This is a genomic window from Saccharothrix sp. CCNWYY140 (assembly GCF_037401995.1).
Classification (GTDB): Bacteria; Actinomycetota; Actinomycetes; order Mycobacteriales; family Pseudonocardiaceae; genus Actinosynnema.
Genome location: NZ_JBBEGC010000026.1, coordinates 15,670 through 31,354, shown reverse-complemented (window position 1 = coordinate 31,354; position 15,685 = coordinate 15,670). Strand labels below are relative to the sequence as shown.

Genomic DNA, 15,685 nt, shown 5'->3' with positions numbered 1-15,685 from the left:
GACGTACGGAATAAACCGTGATTCCGAATTGATCCATAACGACGTTGTACGAATCCGGTCGTGCTGTCAACCGGGGTTCGCCGAGTTGACCAGGAAGAGTGAACTCGCGCGTGGGCGGAGGCTCGTGCGCACGCCTGCCATACGCTCCGAACCGTGCTTCGCGACAGCGGGGGTGAGAGCGCTGACCGTCCCTTTCTTCACCCAATCCGACACGTTTTCCCAGTTGTGGCCCATTACCCGGCGACACATTGTCGACGTGGTCCGGAACGGGAAGTATTCGCACGGCGGCAAGGTCGCCGAGCTGGAGCGCGCGCTGGCCGACTACACCGGCGCGCGGCACGTGGTCGGGGTGGGCAGCGGCACCGACGCCCTGGTCCTGCTGCTGCGGGCGTGCGGCCTGCGGCCCGGCGACGAGGTGGTGGTGCCCGCGTTCTCCTTCATCGCCACCGCGTCCTCGGTCGTGCTCGCCGGGGGACGGCCGGTGTTCGCCGACGTCGAGCCGGACGGTTACGGCCTGTCCGCCGCCTCGGTCGCCGCGGTCGCCGGCCCGCGCACCCGGTTCGTCATGCCCGTCCACCTGTTCCACCACCCCGCCGACATGGCCGCGATCAGCGCGCTGGGGCTGACCGTCGTGGAGGACAGCGCCGAGGCGATCGGCATGCGCCACGGCGGCACGCACGCGGGTCTGCTGGGCGCCGGGGGAGTGCTGTCCTTCTTCCCCACCAAGACGTTGGGGGCGATCGGCGACGCCGGCGCGGTGCTCACCGACGACCCGGCGATCGCCGAGACCGTCGGCGCGCTGCGCCACCACGGCCGCTTCGGCCACACCCTGGACAACTTCCCGGCGATCAACACCACCACCGGCGTGGTGGGCCAGAACTCCAAGATGGACGACCTCCAGGCCGCGGTGCTGCTGGCCAAGCTGGGCCGGCTGGAGGCCGACGTCCGCCGCCGCGCCGAGCTGGCCGCCCGCTACACCGAGCGGCTGACCGGCGTGCCCGGGGTGCGCAAGCTGCCCGCCGCCCGGCCGGGGGTGCGTGGCGTGTTCTACGTCTACGTCGTCGAGGTCGACCGGCGTGACGAGCTGGCCGCGCACCTGGCCGCGCGCGGGGTGGAGACCGAGGTCTACTACCCGACGCCATTGCACCTGCAACCGTGTTTCGCCGATCTCGGACACGCCCCCGGCGATTTCCCGCACGCGGAGGCCGCCTGCCGGCACGCGCTCGCTTTGCCGCTCTACCCGGATTTGCCGATCACGGCCGTGGACCGCGTTTGTGCGGAAATCACCGATTTCCTCACCGGGAGGACCGCGTGAGCATCCCGTTCTTCCCGCCCGACCTGTTCGACGCCGACGAACTGCTCGACCTGGTGCACGAGGTCGGCACCGCCCCGGAACAGCGGTTCATCCTGGGCGCGCGCACCGCCGAGTTCGAATCCGCGCTGCGCGAATCCCTCGGCGTCGCCGACGCGGTCGCCTGCGGCAGCGGGACCTCCGCCCTGACCCTGCTGCTGCACGCGATGGACGTCGGCCCCGGCGACGAGGTGGTCGTCCCCGCCTACGGCTGCGCGCCCCTGGCCGCCACGCCGTTGCTGCGCGGCGCCACCCCGGTGTTCGCCGACGTGGACCCGTGGACGATGGTCGTGGACCCGGTCGAGGTGGAGAAGCTGGTCACCGAGCGCACCAAGGTGATCATGCCCGCGCACATGTTCTCCGTGATGGCCGACATGCCCGCGCTGCGCCGGATCGCCACCGACGCCGGCGTGCGGCTGCTGGAGGACTCGGCCGTGGCCCAGGGCGGGGTGCTCGCCGGGCGGCCCGCGGGCACCTGGGGCGACGCGGGCGTGTTCTCCTTCGTGCAGGTCAAGACGTTCGGCATGCCCGGCGAGGGCGGGATGGTCGTCACGAACGACCCCGCGCTGGGCCGGACCGTGCGGATGCTGCGCAACCACGGCCAGGACGGCCGCACCCGGTTCCTGCACCACCGGATCGGCCACAACAGCCGGTTCGACGAGCTGATGGCCGCCTTCCAGCTGCGCCGCCTCGCGGGCCTGCCGGAGCGCCTGGAACGCCGGGCCGCCATCGGCGACTACTACACCGAGCGGTTCACCGGCCTGCCCGGCGTCCTGCCGCCCCCGCCGGGCCGCGACGGCCGCTGCTTCTACGTCTACTCCCTGCTCGTCGAGCGCCGCGACGCGCTGCGCGACCACCTGGCCGCCGGCGGCATCGGCTCCCACGTCTACTACCGGGCGCCGCTGCCCCGGCAGTCCGCGTTCGCCCCGCACGCGCCCGACCGCGAGTGGCCCAACGCCGAGCACGCCTGCCGGCGGCAGCTCGCCATCCCCGTGTACCCGCACCTGACCGACGCCCAGGTCGAGCACATCGCCGACGAGGTGCGCCGGTTCGCACTGGAGGACACCAGGTGACCACCCTCGCCACACCCACCACCCGCGCCTACGTCCAGCTGGCGAAGCTGGACATCGTCGACTACTACCTCGGTGTCCTGGTCGTGTGGGCGCTGCTGCCCGCCGCCCTGCGCTGGGACGGCCCGGTCCTGGGCACGATCGCCGTGTTCCTGCTCGGCGAGGTGTTCGTCATCGCCGCGATGGTCGCGCTGGACGACCTCACCGGCTACCGCGACGGGAGCGACGTCCACAACTACGCCCCCGACGACCCCAAGCGGCGGCTGGCGCGCAAACCCCTGGTCGCCGGCACCCTCACCGAACCGCAGGTGGCGCGGTTCGCGTGGATCACCGCACTGGTCGGCGCGGCGCTGTGGGCGACCGCTGTCGCCATCGCGCCCAATCGTCCACAGTGGACCGTGGTGCTGATCGTGGTCACGTTCTTCTTCGCCGTGCAGTACTCGTGGGGCATCAAGCTGAGCTACCACGGTTTCCAGGAGTTCTTCCTGGCCGGCCTGGGCTGGGCGCTCGTGCTCGCGCCCTACGGCCTGGCCGCCGGCACCTTCGACGGCAACGTCCTGGTGTCCGCGCTGCTGTTCGGCCTGGGGCCGCTGCTGTTCGGCGTCTACTCCAACACCAACGACGTCGAGGGCGACCGGCGCGTGGGAAGGCCCACCGTGGCCGCCCTGACCACCCCGTGCGGCAACCGGCGGTTCGTCGTCGCGGTGTCGGCCGTCGAGGCTGCGCTGATCCTCGCCGCGCCGTTCCTGGGTGCGCCCTGGTGGTTCCCGCTGGCCCTGCTGCCGACCATGCTGCTGCGCGTCCACCAGGTCCGCATCGGGTTCGCCGACGGCGACATCCTGCGCGCCCGGCGGCTCGGAATCCGCATCCACCGCGTCACGGTGGTCGCCCTGATCGTGGTGAACCTGCTGTGAGGCCCGACGCCGACGTGGTCGTGGTGGGCGCGGGCATCGCCGGGCTCGCCGCCGCCCACGAACTGCGCCGAGCCGGCCGGGACGTGCGGGTGCTGGAGGCCGCCGACCACGTCGGCGGGCGCATGAGGACCCTGCGCCGGGACGGGTTCCTCCTCGACACCGGAGCCGAACAACTGGCCACCCGCGGCTACACCGCCACCTGGGCACTGCTGGCCCGCCTGGGCCTGGGCCGCGCCGACGCGCCCCGCATCGGCCACCACCTCGCCGTGTGGCGCGACGGCCGCGCCCACCCCGGCCTGGCCCACCCGCTGGGCCTGCTGACCGGCGCGGGCCTGTCCCTGGCCGCCCGCCGCGAACTCGTCCGGGTGCTCGGCGGGTCGTACGACCTGGACCACCCCGAGCGCGGCCCGCACGAGACCGTCACCGCCTTCGCCGCCGCCCGCCACCCCGACCTGCTGCACTACCTGTGCGAGCCGGTGGTCGCGGGGTTCTTCGGCTGGCACGCCGACCGCTCCGCCGTCGCGCCCCTGCTGGCCCTGCTCACCTCGGTGGGCACCACCGCCTCCTGGCGCACCTACCGCGACGGCATGGACACCTTCGCCCGCGCCCTCGCCGCCGACCTCCACGTCACCTGCGGCGTCCGCGTGGACGGGGTCGTGGCCGAGCCGGACGGCGCCCGGGTGCTGTGCGGCGGCGACGAGATCCGGGCCAGGGCGGTGGTGCTGGCCGTGCCCGCGCCCGTCGCGCGCGGCCTGCACGCCAACCCGCCCGACCACGAACGCCCCTACCTGGACGCCTGCACGTTCACGCCGATCGTGAAGGTCCACCTGATGCTGGACACCCGGCCCCGGTCCCGGCCCTACGTCGTGGTCGTGCCGTCGGTGGAGAGCCCGGAGCTGTCCACGGTCATCCTCGACCACGTCAAACACCCCGGCCGTGCCCCCGCCGGCCACGGCCTGATCACCCTCATGGCGAACCCGGCGATCGCGCCCGACCTGCTCGACGCCCCCGACCACGAGGTCGTCGCCACCCTCACCGCCGCCGCCGAGCGGTTCCTGCCCGGTCTGGGGGAGGCCACCCGCGACGCCGTGGTCACCCGGTTCCGGCACGGCCTGCCCGAGGCCACCCCGCGGGCGCTGGCCCTGCGCGCCGGGTTCGTCCAGCACCTGGGCGGAGTCGTGGACTACGCCGGCGACTGGGTGGGGCTGGTGCCGTGCAGCGAGGTCGCCGTGCGCTCCGGCCGCCGCGCCGCCGCCCGCGTGCTGACCGCCGTCCCGAGGAGGCAACACGTATGAGGCCGCACGACATGGGCACCCTGTTCGACCAGGTCGCCGCCCGCCGCCCGCACACCTCCGTCGTGCTGGACCGGCCCTTCGACATCGCGCCCCACCTGGGCACCGCGTTCACCGTGGGACAGCTGGCCGCCCTGGTGCAGGAGGCCGCGGGCTGGCTGTTCGCCGCCGGCGCCCGACCCGGCGACCGGGTCGCGGTGGTCAAGCGCAACCACTACGACTACGACCTGCTGGCCTGCGCGGCCATCCGCATCGGCGCGCTGCCCGCCCTGATCGCCGGCCACCTGCCCGACGACACGCTGGAGATCCTGCTCAAGCGCCTGGAACCGGCGGTCCTGGTCACCGACCGCGCGGTGCCGCCGCACACCGCCCGGCGCGTGCTGTCGCTGGGGGAGGGGCCGTTCACGATCGACCACGTGCGCGGCGCGCCCGCACCACCGCCGTGGCGGCGCGGCGACGACGACCCACTGGTCGTCAACCACACCTCCGGCACGACCGGCGTGCCCAAGCTCGTCGTCCACACCACCACCACGCTGGTCAAGCACCTCGCCCGGTTCGAGTCGCTGCGCCTCCCGGTCGTCTCCACGCGCCGGGACGACGTGGTCGCCAACGCCTCCTCCTACGCCCACGGCCGCACGTTCTGCTGGACCGGCACCGTGTTCTGCGCCCAGCCGCGCAAGATCGTGCTGCTCAGCGACCCCGCCAACGCCCGCGAGGTGCTCGGCGCCCACCAGCCGACCGTGCTGGAAGCACTGCCCTCCGCTTACGTGCGCTGGCAGCCCCTGGCCCGCACCCGGGACAACCCGTTCCGCCGCGTCCGGCTGTTCATCAGCACCTACGACGCCATGCACCCGCCGACCATGCGCACGCTGCTCACCGCGTCCCGGCACAAGCGCCCGCTGTGGATGCAGGGGTGGGGCCAGACCGAGACCGGTCCGCTGACCTTCCGCTTCCTCACCCGCGCCGCCGCCCGCCGCGAACCCACCGCCCGCGACCTCGGCCGCCCGGTGCCGCTCAAGACCCGCCTGCGGGTGGTGGACCCGCTGACCTTCACGCCCGTGCCGCGCGGGACGCCCGGCCTCGTGCTGGTCCGCACCGCCGCCCGCTGCGTCGGCTACGTCGGCGAGCAGGACCGGTGGCAGGCCAAGCTCGCCGGCCGCTGGTGGAACACCGGCGACCTGGCCGTGCGCACCCGCTCCGGGAAGGTGCTGCTCCTGGACCGCGAGGTCGACACCGTGCCGGGCCTGAGCTGCCTGGAGGTCGAGGACGTCGTGGAGGACCGGCTGCCCGAGGTCGTCGAGTGCGTCGTGCTGGGCGCCACCGGACGGCCGCCGCTGCCCGTCGTGGTCACCTCGGACGGCCTGCTCGACCCGGCCCGCTGGTGGTCCGCCGTGGCCGACCTGCCGCCGCTGTCCTCCCCGCGCGTCCTGCGCTGGGACGACGTGCCGCGCACCGCCACCGGCAAGGTCCGGCGGCTGGAACTGCTCACCCGGCTCGTCGGGCCGGCCGAGACCCACGGAACGGGACGGTGGACGTGACCGCGACCGGGTACGTGTTCGACAACCACCGCCTGCACGCCGGCGAGCAGCACCGGTGCCTGGCCGCCGCCTACGACCCGATCACCTTCGCCCGCCTCGCCCAGACCGGCGTTCGCAAGGGCTGGCGGTGCCTGGAGGTCGGCGCGGGCGGCGGCAGCGTCGCGCACTGGCTGGCCCTGCGCTCGGGGTCCGTGCTGGCCACCGACCTCGCGCCCGAGCACATCGCGCCCGCGCCCGGCCTCACCGCCACCCGCCACGACGTGGTCGCGGACCCGCTGCCCGAAGGCGAGTTCGACCTGGTCCACGCCCGGCTCGTGCTGCGGCACCTGCCCGAGCGCGACGACGTCCTGGCCAAGCTCACGGGGGCGCTGCGCCCCGGCGGGTGGCTCCAGGTCGACGAGTTCGACAACACCTACGCGCCCGTCCTGCTCGCCCCCGACGCCGACGCGGCCCGCCTGTACGAGAAGTTCCTCGCGGCCAAGGACGAGGTGTTCGCCGACGCGGGCGTGGACGGGGCTTACGGCCGGCGGGTCGCCGCGGCGATGACGGCCGTCGGACTGGTCGACGTCGACCCCGTGCCGGTGGTCCAGCCGTGGCGGCCCGACTCGCCCGCCGTGCGGCTGCTGGTCCACCTCACCCACCAGCTGCGCGACCGGCTCGTCACCGCCGGCCTGACCGACGCCGAACTCCGGCGGGTCCGCGACCTGCTGTCCCACCCCGGTTTCCGGGCCTGCTCCAGCGTCTTCTACTCGGTGCAGGGACGGCGACCGGCATGACCACCGCCGTCGAGACCGTCACCTGGGCCGGGCCGGTGGACCTGCCCCTGCGCGGCGAACTGGACGTGCAGGCCGCGTGCGGGCTGATGCACGTCCACGGCCGCCGCTTCGGCCGCCCCACCCGCCTGGGCCTGGACTACGCCTCCATCACCGCCGCCGAACTGGCCGACCTCGGCGCGGTCGCGGTCGCCCTGGCCCGGACGCGCGGCCTGGCACTGCGGGCGGCCACGACGTCGGCGGCGCAGGCCGCACTGCTCGCGGTCTCGCAGTACCTCGCCGCCGCCGAGCCCGCGCGGCACGAGCCCGGCGGGCCGCCGTTCGTGTCGGGCGACGGGGTCGCGTTCGAGCTGGAAGCGTTGGACGCCGAGGTGTGGCAGCGTTTCTGGCGGGCTTTGAACGTGCCCCCGCCCGCGATCGCGGCGGGCTGGCGACCGTTCCTGCACCGCTTCGCCACGGCCACCTGCCCACTGCCGCCCGACTTGACCGCCGCCACCGCCCGCACACCCATCGACGTGCTGGAAAACCTCGCCCGCAGCACGTGCACCACGTTGGTCCGGGTGTCCGACCGGGTGATCGACGACCTGCCCGCCTACCGGCTCACCGACCTGGGCCAAGCCCCACCGGTGTCGGCTGATGTGGATGGCGGGTTGCCGCTGTCGGGGCTGTTGGTGGTGGAGTCGTGCCGGCGGGTGCAGGGGCCGATGGCCGGTCACCTGCTGCGACTGCTGGGTGCGACCGTCGTGCGCGTCGAACCACCCGGCGGCGACCCGGCGCGCGGCGTGCCCCCGCTCGCCGGCGACACCTCCGCCCGGTTCCTGGCCCTCAACCACCGCAAAGCGGCCGTCGAGATCGACCTGACCACCGTCGCCGGCCGCCTCGACCTGCTCGACCTGCTCGCCGACGCGGACGTGTTCCTGCACAACTGGGCGCCCGGCAAGGCCGAGGCCTGGGCGCTGCGCCCGGCCGACGTGGCCCGCGTCCGGCCCGGGATCGTCCACGCCCACGCCTCCGGCTGGGGCGACGCGCTCGGCCCGAACCCGCCGCTGGGCACCGACTTCGTCGTCCAGGCCCACGCGGGCGTCCCGCCGTCGCTGATGACCGTGGTCGACGTGTTCGGCGGCGTGGTCGCCGCGCACGGGATCGTCGCCGGGCTGCTGCGCCGCGCCCGCACCGGACGCGGCCAGGCCGTGGCGTCCTCGCTGCTGTCCGCCGCGTCCCGGCTCAACGCCCGCGCCCGCGGCCGGTGCGCCGCGCCGCTGACCGTGCCGGTGTGCACCGACCTGTCCGCGCTGGCCCGCGACCCGGCGTTCGCCGCCGCCCTGCACCGGGTCCCGTGCCCGGTCCCCCGAACACCGTGGGAGTTCCTGCGATGACCTGGCGTTCCACCACCGGCCTCGAACTGACCGACCTCGTCGCACCCGAGTTGCGCCGCGCGTGGGTCGCCGACGGCCACTGCCCCGACCGCGACCTGCACACCCTGTTCCGCGCCCGGGTCCGCCGCCACCCGCACCGCACCGCCGTCGTCGACGAGCGGGGCAGCCTGGACTACGCCACCCTCGACGCCGAGGTCCGCGGCCTCGCCGGGGCGCTGCCCGGGTTCGGCCCGCACGACGTGATCGGCATCCGCGTGCCCAACGGCCGCGACGCGGTCATCGCGGAGCTCGCCGTGGCCGCCATCGGCGCGGTGGCGCTGCCGTTCGCCGGCGGCCTCGCCGACACCATGAGCCTGCTGGGCCGCGCCCGCGCCACCGCGCTGATCACCGACGCGCCCGTGCCACCCGGCCTGTCCCACCTGCGCAGCGTCGTGCCGCCCACCGCGCGCGGACCCGAACGACCACCCGAGCCCGTCGACCCCGAAGCACCGGCGCGGATCCTGGTGTCGTCGGGATCCGAGGCCGAGCCGAAGATGGTGGCCTACTCGCACAACGCGTTCGCCGGCGGGCGCGGCAACTACCTGCGCGCGGTCCACGGCGACACGGCCGTGTGGCGGGACCTCGTGCTGGTGCCCCTGTCCTCGGCCTACGGGTCGTTCGGGGCGACCATCACGCTGTGCCGCTTCGGCGGAACCCTGCTGCTGCAACGCCGCTTCGACGCCGCCGCCGCGCTCCGGGCCATCGCCGCCCACCGGCCGACCCACGTCTTCGGCGTGCCCGCCATGCTGCGCCGCCTGGCCGATCACGCGTCCACTGTGGACACTTCCTCGCTGAAAGCCGTGGTGTCCAGCGGGGACGTGCTGCCCCTGCCCACCCTCCAGGCGTGCCGCGCCGCCTTCGGGGTCGACGTGATCGACGTCTACGGCTCCTCCGACGGCGTCAACTGCCACACCACCACCCCCGAGCACGGCGTGGGCCGCCCCGACCCCGCCGTCACCGACATCAAGGTGGTCGACGGCGAGATCTGCGCCCTGGGCCCCATGACCCCGCTGTGCCACGTCGCCGCCCCGTCCCCGCGCCTGCCCGGCGGCTGGGTCCGCACCGGCGACCAAGGCCACTTCGACGAGACCGGCACCCTGCACGTGGAGCGCCGCCTGCGCCGGGTCGTCATCCGCGGCGGCTACACCATCAGCCCCGCCGAGGTCGAGCAGGCACTGGTGGCCCACCCGGCGCTGTCGGAGGTCGCGTGCGTGCCCGTGCCCGACCCCGAACTGGGCCAACGCCTGTGCGCCTGCGTGCGTCCCCGCCACGGCCACCGACCGCCCGACCTGCGCCAGCTGACCGCGTTCCTGGCTCGCGACCGGGGCGTGACGGCCCAGAAGCTGCCGGAGTACCTGCTGGTGCTGCCGGAGTTCCCGGTCGCCCACACCGGCAAGGTCTGCCTGCGCACCCTCACCCGACTGGCCGCCGAACGCCACGGAGGACGGTGACCCCCGACCTCAGCCGCCGGTCAACCCAACCACTGGAGCCGGGGTTCCGCCGAACGCGCTCCGGGCCACCACGATCGCCCCTGGCGCGGGCACCAGGTGCACCTCCGCCCGAGCACCCGACCCGTCCAACGGCACCGGAGTCCTCGACGGCGGCGACCCGTCCAACCCCTGCGCCACCACGGTCACCTCACGGCCGTTGTCGTCGCACGCCCTGAGGTAGGTCGTGGCGGTGGTGGCCTCACCCGACGCCCGACCGCAGGCCTTCGCGTCGAGCGGAACGACGGCCCCGCCGGGGCCGAGCGCCGCGACCGTCCCCTCGGACTCGTTCTCCAGCACGATCCGCGGCCCCAGATCGGTCCGCACCCACCACTCCGGACCTGGCCGTGCGACCACGGCCCCGGTCTCGGCGTCGAACACCCCGGCGGTCACCGCGCCCGGCGCGACATCCGCCGTCACCACCCGCACCCACACCACGGACCCGTCCGGCGCGCCCAGCAGGTAGACGTCCCGCCGCTCACCGCCGACCCCGGCCATCGGCACCCGGTGCTCCCACCGCCGCGCACCGGTCACCTCGTCCAGCGCCACCACCGACACCCGGTCGGGGCACTCCTCGGCCACGAACACCGTCGACCGCCCCCGAACGGCCTTCGCGTACAGCTCGTCGCACCCACTCGACGGCTGCCACCGCCAGCGCTGCTCACCGGTCACCAGGTCGTACCCGACCACCACATCGCCATCGCGCACCGCCACCGTCCGCGCGCCCGGCACGATGTCGTCGATCTCGGCCAACACACCCCGCACCAACCGCGAGAACCGCACCTGCCCGGTGTCGGCGTCGAGCACGACCATCAAGTGCCGCCGCGTGTCCCGCCCGGTCCGGAACGTCGCCAGCACCGACTTGCCGTCCACCGACGCCACGAACGCGCCCACGTGCGCCCCGACCCGCCGGTACCGCCAGTCCTCACGCCCGTCCGCGCCGCTCAACGCCACCAGCGAGCCGTCCCCGAGCGCCACCACGACCCCGTGCCTCGCCGCGACCACCCCGACGACGTCGGCCCCGGGCCGCCACGCCCACTGCGCACCTCCCGGCCGTTCCACGACCGCCGCCGGCGCGAAGTCCCGAGCGTCCCGGACCGAGGACCGCACCACCCCGGCCTCGGCCGCCGCCGGAGCCACCCCGGCCAGCCCCGCGGCGAGCACCGCCGCGACGACCCCGACCACGGTTACCCGCCCCGACCCCGACCAGGCGGCGCCCACCACCACGCACAACGCCCCCGCCGCCAACACCGGCACCCGCGGCCCGACCAGGCCGGTGCCCAGGTCGACGACCAGCAACCACGCGCACGCCGCGGCCACCGCCACAGCACCGCACACCGCCACCCACCGCGCCGCCCGCACGCAGGCCAGCAGGCCCACCGCGACCACCCCGACCGCCAACCCGATCACCGTCGGGTCGACCACGTCGGACCGGGCCGCACCACCGGACAGGAACGGCGCCACAGCGGCGCTCACCGCACCGGCCAGTGTCATGTACCGCAGCATCCGCCTCGGACCTCCCGGCGCCTGAGACGGAAGATCCACCCGAACCGTTCCCGCCGAGACCGAGGGCCTTTTGTTCGGCTACGTCCCGCCGGCTCAGTCGGTTACGTCCCGCCGCTCCAACGGCTTGGTCGCCGGCCCCTCCAGCACCTCGCCGTCCACCCCGAACCGCGACCCGTGGCACGGGCAGTCCCACGTGCGCTCGGCGTCGTTGAACCGCACCCGGCACCCCAGGTGCGTGCACCGCAGCGACACCCCGTGCACCACCCCGGCCTCGTCCCGGAACACCCCGGCGTCCCCGACCACCCGCGCCGACCCCACCGGCACGTCCCGCGCCGACCGGGTGTCGGAGGTCCGCAACCGGTCCCCGACGAAGCTCGTCGCCGCCCGCGCGTTGATGCCCACCAGCGACGGCAGCGACCCGAAAGACAGCCGGTGCGGCGAGAACCGCTCCGCCCACGGGTTGTCCTTCTCCAGCACGAGGTCCGACAGGATCATCGCCGCGAACGTCCCCGTCGACAGTCCCCACTTCATGAACCCGGTCGCCACATAAAGCCGCGAAGACCCCGGCGTGTACGACCCGATCATCGGCAACTTGTCATACGCGGAAGGGTCCTGCGCCGACCACCGGTGGGTCACCGACTCGACGTCCCAATGCCGCCGCGCGAACGCCTCCAGCTCCCCATAGGGATCACCGGGCGCATCACCGGTGGTGTGTGAACGTCCGCACAGGATCAGCAAATCCCCATAAGCCGACAACGACCACGAAGGGCTCCCGGCGCTGATCGCCAACCCGGTCGGCGGCGCACCGGACTTCAGCCGCACGGCCACGCAATAGGCCCGGGTCGGCTCCAACCGCGAGAAGTACAGGCCCCGGTCCAGGAACGGGTAGTGCGTCGCGACCACCACCTTGTCCGCCGTCAGCGTCCCCGTCGCGGTGACCACTCGACACGGTGAACCTTCACTCACCCGAGTGACCCGGCTGTGCGCGTACACCGCGCTCCCGTCACCGGGGATGCGCCGCGCCAGGCCCGTCACGTACTTCACCGGGTGCAGCGCGAGCTGGTCGTCCAACCGCACCGCCCCGAACACCTCGAACGGCACCCCCATGCCCTCGCCCCGGTCGCGGTCCACCGGCAGCCCGGCCCGGGACGCGGTCAGCGCCTCGTGGTCCACCGCGGGCAGCTCGTCCGGGCTCAGGGCGAACGTGTAGGCCGGCGCGCGCCGCAGGTCGCAGTCCACCGCCCGGCGCGCCACCTCCGCCACACCGGCGGCACTGGCGGCGGCGTAGTCGGCGGCGGCGGACAGGCCGTGCTTGTCGGCGATGGTCGAGTACACGGTGGACTGCAACGCGGTCACCTTGGCCGTGTTGTTGCCGCTCACCCCGCCACCCACGTGACCGGCCTCGACCACGGCCACCGAGACGCCCGCCTCCTTCAGCCGCAGCGCGGTCGTCACGCCGGTGATCCCGCCGCCGATCACCACCACGTCGAAGTGCCCGTCACCCGCTGGGGGGAACCCGTCCAGGTCCTGGGCCCACAGCGAATGCCGGGCCGTCACGGTGTCATGCGCCATGAGCCAACGCGTACCCCCGCCCGTCAGGTTCGAACCGCCGGCCACGGGATATCCCACCGCCATGACCACACCCGACCCCTCCCGGACCGCGCCGGAGCCCGAGGAACCGGACTTCGCCGAGGAGCACACCCGGCCGACGGTCGCCGACGAGCAGGCCAACCAGCCCAACACCGAGCCCGACGAGTCGGTGCCCCGCGACGCCGGCGGCATGGAGCCCGAGTGATGCGCACGCTGGCCACCCTCGACGAGGTGGTCACCCTGCTCGACGAGCACGGCGACCACCTGTTCGTGCGCTGGTCGAAGGGTCCGGACGCGGACGAGGGCCGCAGCAGCCGCGACGGGCTGACCGGGGTGCGCCTGCCCGGCCTGTCGGCCAACCCGCTGGCCGTCGAACCGTGGTGGGGCGACCGGTCGCCCCGGCTGTGGGTGGCGCGCCGCCTGCACGACTACCGCCACCTCGCCCACCGGCGGGGTCCGGGCGTGCGGCCGTGGGTGCTCATCGGCAAGGAGGCCGGGCGCGGCCCGGACAACGAGCCGCTGGTCGAGTGCCGGGAGCCGCTGGCGTGGATCGGCGACGCCGCCCTGGCCGAGTGCGAGGACCTGGTCGCCGCGCACGCCCGGGAGTGGGGTCCGCTGGACCGGGAGGGCCGGGCAGAATCCGGCGGGTGACCACGAACTGGGCGAGCAGCTTCACCTTCACCGCCGACCGCGTCGAAGCCCCGACCTCCGTCGACGACCTCCGCCGACTGGTGTCCGCCGCCACCAGGGCGCACGTCCTGGGCGCCGGCCACTCGTTCAGCCGCGTCGCCGACACCACCGGCGCGCTGATCCGCCTGGACGCGCTGCCGGAGGTCTTCGACCTGACCGGCGACACCGTCCGGGTCGGCGGCGGCGCCCGGCTCGCGGGCCTGGCCGACCGGCTCCACGCCAAGGGGTTCGCGCTGCCCGCCATGCCGTCGTTGCCGCACGTCACGGTCGCCGGCGCGGTCGCGACCGGCACCCACGGCTCCGGCGACGGCGTCGGCACGCTGGCCGACCTGGTCCGATCGGTGGACCTGGTGACCGCCGACGGCGACCTGGTGACCCACCGGCGCGGCGACGCCGACTTCGACGGCGTGGTGGTGTCCCTGGGCGCGCTGGGCGTCGTCGTGGCGCTGGAACTGGCCGTGGTGCCGACCTTCGACGTCGAGCAGCGGGTGGTCGCCGACGTGCCGCTGGACGCGCTGGTCGAGCGGTTCGACGACGTGTTCTCCGCCGCCTACAGCGTCAGCGCGTTCACCACCTGGGACGGCACCGCCCGCGTGTGGGTGAAGCGGCGCACCTCCGACGCGCCCGCCGACCTGTCCTGGACCGGCGGCCACGACGCGACCGTCCCGCTGCACCCCGTCCCCGGCCAGCCCGCCCACCACTGCACCGCCCAGCTGGGCGAACCCGGCCCGTGGCACGAGCGGCTCCCTCACTTCCGCGCCGACTTCACCCCCAGCGTGGGCCGCGAACTCCAGTCCGAGTACTTCGTCGCCCGCGCGCACGCCGGCGAGGCGCTCACCGCCGTGCACGACCTCGGCCTGGGCGACCTGTTGCTGACCTCCGAGATCCGGACCATCGCCGCCGACCGCCAGTGGCTGAGCCCCACCCACGACCGCGACAGCGTCGCCCTGCACTTCACCTGGCGGCAGGACGACGCCGCCGTGCGCGCCGAACTGGCCCGGATCGAGGCCGCCCTCGCGCCGTGGCGGCCCAGGGCGCACTGGGGCAAGCTGTCCACCCACCCCGGCGACTACCCCGAGCTGCCCCGGTTCGCCCGCCTGCGCGAGCGCCTCGACCCGGCCGGCACCTTCCGCAACGCCACCCTGGACGCCTGGCTCAGCCCAACTCCGTGATCTCCAGCTCGCGGACGCGGTCCGGGTCGGCCAGCACCTGGATGGCCACGATCCGACCGTCGGACACCGTCATGAGCAGCAGCGACTGCGCAACGCCGTCCTTGGTCGACAGCACGCCCAGGTGGCCGTCCACCAGCACGTGCCGGCCCTCGCGGGACGGGTCGGCGAACAGCAGCGCCTGGCTCGCGACCGCCTCCGCGCCGTGCAGCACGGCCGCCCGGTCCGGCTTGAGTGCGCCGAAGTCGACCCGCAGCACCACGTCCGGGTCCAGCACGGCCAGCAGCGCGTCGAAGTCGCCACCGCGGGCGGCGGCCATGAACGCCTCCACCACCTCGCGCCGGCGGCTCAGGTCCGCCGGCGCGGGCGAGGCCCCGCGCACCCGCCGCCGCCCCCGGCTGGCCAGCTGGCGGGCGGCGGCCGGGGTGCGCCCCACGATCGGCGCGATCTCCTCGAACGCCACCCCGAACAGGTCGTGCAGCACGAACGCCAGCCGCTCGGCCGGCGTCAGCGTCTCCAGCACCACCAGCAGCGCCATGCCCACCGAGTCGGCGACCACGGCCTCGTGCTCCGGGTCCTGCTCGGTGCTCGCGACCGACTCGGCCTCGTGCTCGTCCAGCGGGTCCTCCCGGCGGGAGGTGCGCGAGCGCAGCATGTCCAGGCACACCCGCCCGACCACCGTGGTCAGCCAGCCGCGGAGGTTGTCGATCCCGGCCGGGTCCGAGCGCTGCAACCGCAGCCACGCCTCCTGGACGGCGTCCTCCGCCTCGCTCATCGAGCCGAGCATGCGGTGGGCCACCGAACGCAGGCGCAGCCGGTCCGCGTCGAAGCGCTCCGCCAGGGATGTGGTGTCGTCCACGGTCGCCCTTCCTGTCGATCACTGGTGCGTC

14 protein-coding genes are annotated in these 15,685 nt (G+C 74.5%); 11 read left to right on the top strand and 3 right to left on the bottom strand.

The features are described from left to right. Window positions 1-247: 247 nt before the first annotated feature. Genes WBN91_RS15165 through WBN91_RS15130 form a run of 8 tightly spaced genes read left to right on the top strand, consistent with a single transcriptional unit; the run spans window position 248 to window position 9,804 of the window. Entirely contained in the window at window positions 248-1,315 is a 1,068-nt protein-coding gene (locus WBN91_RS15165; RefSeq protein ID WP_443217733.1) for a DegT/DnrJ/EryC1/StrS family aminotransferase, read from the top strand. Continuing rightward, window positions 1,312-2,424 (top strand): DegT/DnrJ/EryC1/StrS family aminotransferase, encoded by a 1,113-nt coding sequence (locus tag WBN91_RS15160; RefSeq protein WP_337724381.1) that lies wholly within the window; start codon window positions 1,312-1,314, stop codon window positions 2,422-2,424. The genes WBN91_RS15165 and WBN91_RS15160 overlap by 4 nt, the downstream gene beginning before the upstream one ends. Then, window positions 2,421-3,335, top strand: coding sequence for a UbiA family prenyltransferase (locus WBN91_RS15155; RefSeq protein ID WP_337724380.1), 915 nt, complete (start codon window positions 2,421-2,423; stop codon window positions 3,333-3,335). Before WBN91_RS15160 ends, WBN91_RS15155 begins: the two co-directional genes overlap by 4 nt. Then, on the top strand, window positions 3,332-4,630 hold the full coding sequence (locus WBN91_RS15150) for a protoporphyrinogen/coproporphyrinogen oxidase (RefSeq protein WP_337724379.1): 1,299 nt from the start codon (window positions 3,332-3,334) through the stop codon (window positions 4,628-4,630). The genes WBN91_RS15155 and WBN91_RS15150 overlap by 4 nt, the downstream gene beginning before the upstream one ends. Further along, window positions 4,627-6,165: a class I adenylate-forming enzyme family protein gene (locus tag WBN91_RS15145; protein WP_337724378.1), complete on the top strand. Its 1,539-nt coding sequence runs from the start codon at window positions 4,627-4,629 to the stop codon at window positions 6,163-6,165. Before WBN91_RS15150 ends, WBN91_RS15145 begins: the two co-directional genes overlap by 4 nt. Then, window positions 6,156-6,941: a class I SAM-dependent methyltransferase gene (locus WBN91_RS15140; protein WP_337724377.1), complete on the top strand. Its 786-nt coding sequence runs from the start codon at window positions 6,156-6,158 to the stop codon at window positions 6,939-6,941. The genes WBN91_RS15145 and WBN91_RS15140 overlap by 10 nt, the downstream gene beginning before the upstream one ends. Beyond that, on the top strand, window positions 6,938-8,314 hold the full coding sequence (locus tag WBN91_RS15135) for a CoA transferase (protein WP_337724376.1): 1,377 nt from the start codon (window positions 6,938-6,940) through the stop codon (window positions 8,312-8,314). Before WBN91_RS15140 ends, WBN91_RS15135 begins: the two co-directional genes overlap by 4 nt. Then, entirely contained in the window at window positions 8,311-9,804 is a 1,494-nt protein-coding gene (locus tag WBN91_RS15130; protein WP_337724375.1) for a class I adenylate-forming enzyme family protein, read from the top strand. The genes WBN91_RS15135 and WBN91_RS15130 overlap by 4 nt, the downstream gene beginning before the upstream one ends. A 9-nt stretch (window positions 9,805-9,813) precedes the next feature. Here the strand turns inward: WBN91_RS15130 and WBN91_RS15125 are convergent, their stop codons facing one another. Together WBN91_RS15125 and WBN91_RS15120 are read right to left on the bottom strand one after the other, a co-directional pair. Next, a complete protein-coding gene (locus tag WBN91_RS15125) occupies window positions 9,814-11,334 on the bottom strand; it encodes an outer membrane protein assembly factor BamB family protein (RefSeq protein ID WP_337724374.1) in 1,521 nt (506 codons plus the stop codon). A gap of 105 nt (window positions 11,335-11,439) precedes the next feature. Then, window positions 11,440-12,918: an FAD-dependent oxidoreductase gene (locus WBN91_RS15120; protein WP_337724373.1), complete on the bottom strand. Its 1,479-nt coding sequence runs from the start codon at window positions 12,916-12,918 to the stop codon at window positions 11,440-11,442. 61 nt (window positions 12,919-12,979) lie between these two features. Between WBN91_RS15120 and WBN91_RS15115 the strand changes: the two genes are divergently transcribed. The 3 genes from WBN91_RS15115 to WBN91_RS15105 are packed head-to-tail and all read left to right on the top strand — an operon-like array spanning window position 12,980 to window position 14,798. After that, a complete protein-coding gene (locus tag WBN91_RS15115) occupies window positions 12,980-13,141 on the top strand; it encodes a hypothetical protein (protein WP_337724372.1) in 162 nt (53 codons plus the stop codon). Then, complete coding sequence (locus WBN91_RS15110) at window positions 13,141-13,587, top strand: DUF6098 family protein (RefSeq protein WP_337729387.1); 447 nt, start codon at window positions 13,141-13,143, stop codon at window positions 13,585-13,587. Before WBN91_RS15115 ends, WBN91_RS15110 begins: the two co-directional genes overlap by 1 nt. Continuing rightward, window positions 13,584-14,798: an FAD-binding protein gene (locus WBN91_RS15105; RefSeq protein ID WP_337724370.1), complete on the top strand. Its 1,215-nt coding sequence runs from the start codon at window positions 13,584-13,586 to the stop codon at window positions 14,796-14,798. Before WBN91_RS15110 ends, WBN91_RS15105 begins: the two co-directional genes overlap by 4 nt. On the opposite strand, the gene WBN91_RS15100 is transcribed toward WBN91_RS15105, so the two are convergent. Further along, window positions 14,782-15,654: a sigma-70 family RNA polymerase sigma factor gene (locus tag WBN91_RS15100; RefSeq protein ID WP_337724369.1), complete on the bottom strand. Its 873-nt coding sequence runs from the start codon at window positions 15,652-15,654 to the stop codon at window positions 14,782-14,784. The genes WBN91_RS15105 and WBN91_RS15100 overlap by 17 nt on opposite strands. Between the last annotated feature and the right edge of the window lie 31 nt (window positions 15,655-15,685).

What these genes read in the sequence shown, in the direction of transcription:
- WBN91_RS15135 (WP_337724376.1), top strand. Translation starts at nt 6,938, where the DNA reads ATGACCACCGCCGTCGAGACCGTCACCTGGGCCGGGCCGGTGGACCTG.
- WBN91_RS15115 (WP_337724372.1), top strand. Translation starts at nt 12,980, where the DNA reads ATGACCACACCCGACCCCTCCCGGACCGCGCCGGAGCCCGAGGAACCG.
- WBN91_RS15125 (WP_337724374.1), bottom strand. Translation starts at nt 11,334, where the DNA reads ATGACACTGGCCGGTGCGGTGAGCGCCGCTGTGGCGCCGTTCCTGTCC.
- WBN91_RS15145 (WP_337724378.1), top strand. Translation starts at nt 4,627, where the DNA reads ATGAGGCCGCACGACATGGGCACCCTGTTCGACCAGGTCGCCGCCCGC.
- WBN91_RS15110 (WP_337729387.1), top strand. Translation starts at nt 13,141, where the DNA reads ATGCGCACGCTGGCCACCCTCGACGAGGTGGTCACCCTGCTCGACGAG.
- WBN91_RS15120 (WP_337724373.1), bottom strand. Translation starts at nt 12,918, where the DNA reads ATGGCGCATGACACCGTGACGGCCCGGCATTCGCTGTGGGCCCAGGAC.
- WBN91_RS15130 (WP_337724375.1), top strand. Translation starts at nt 8,311, where the DNA reads ATGACCTGGCGTTCCACCACCGGCCTCGAACTGACCGACCTCGTCGCA.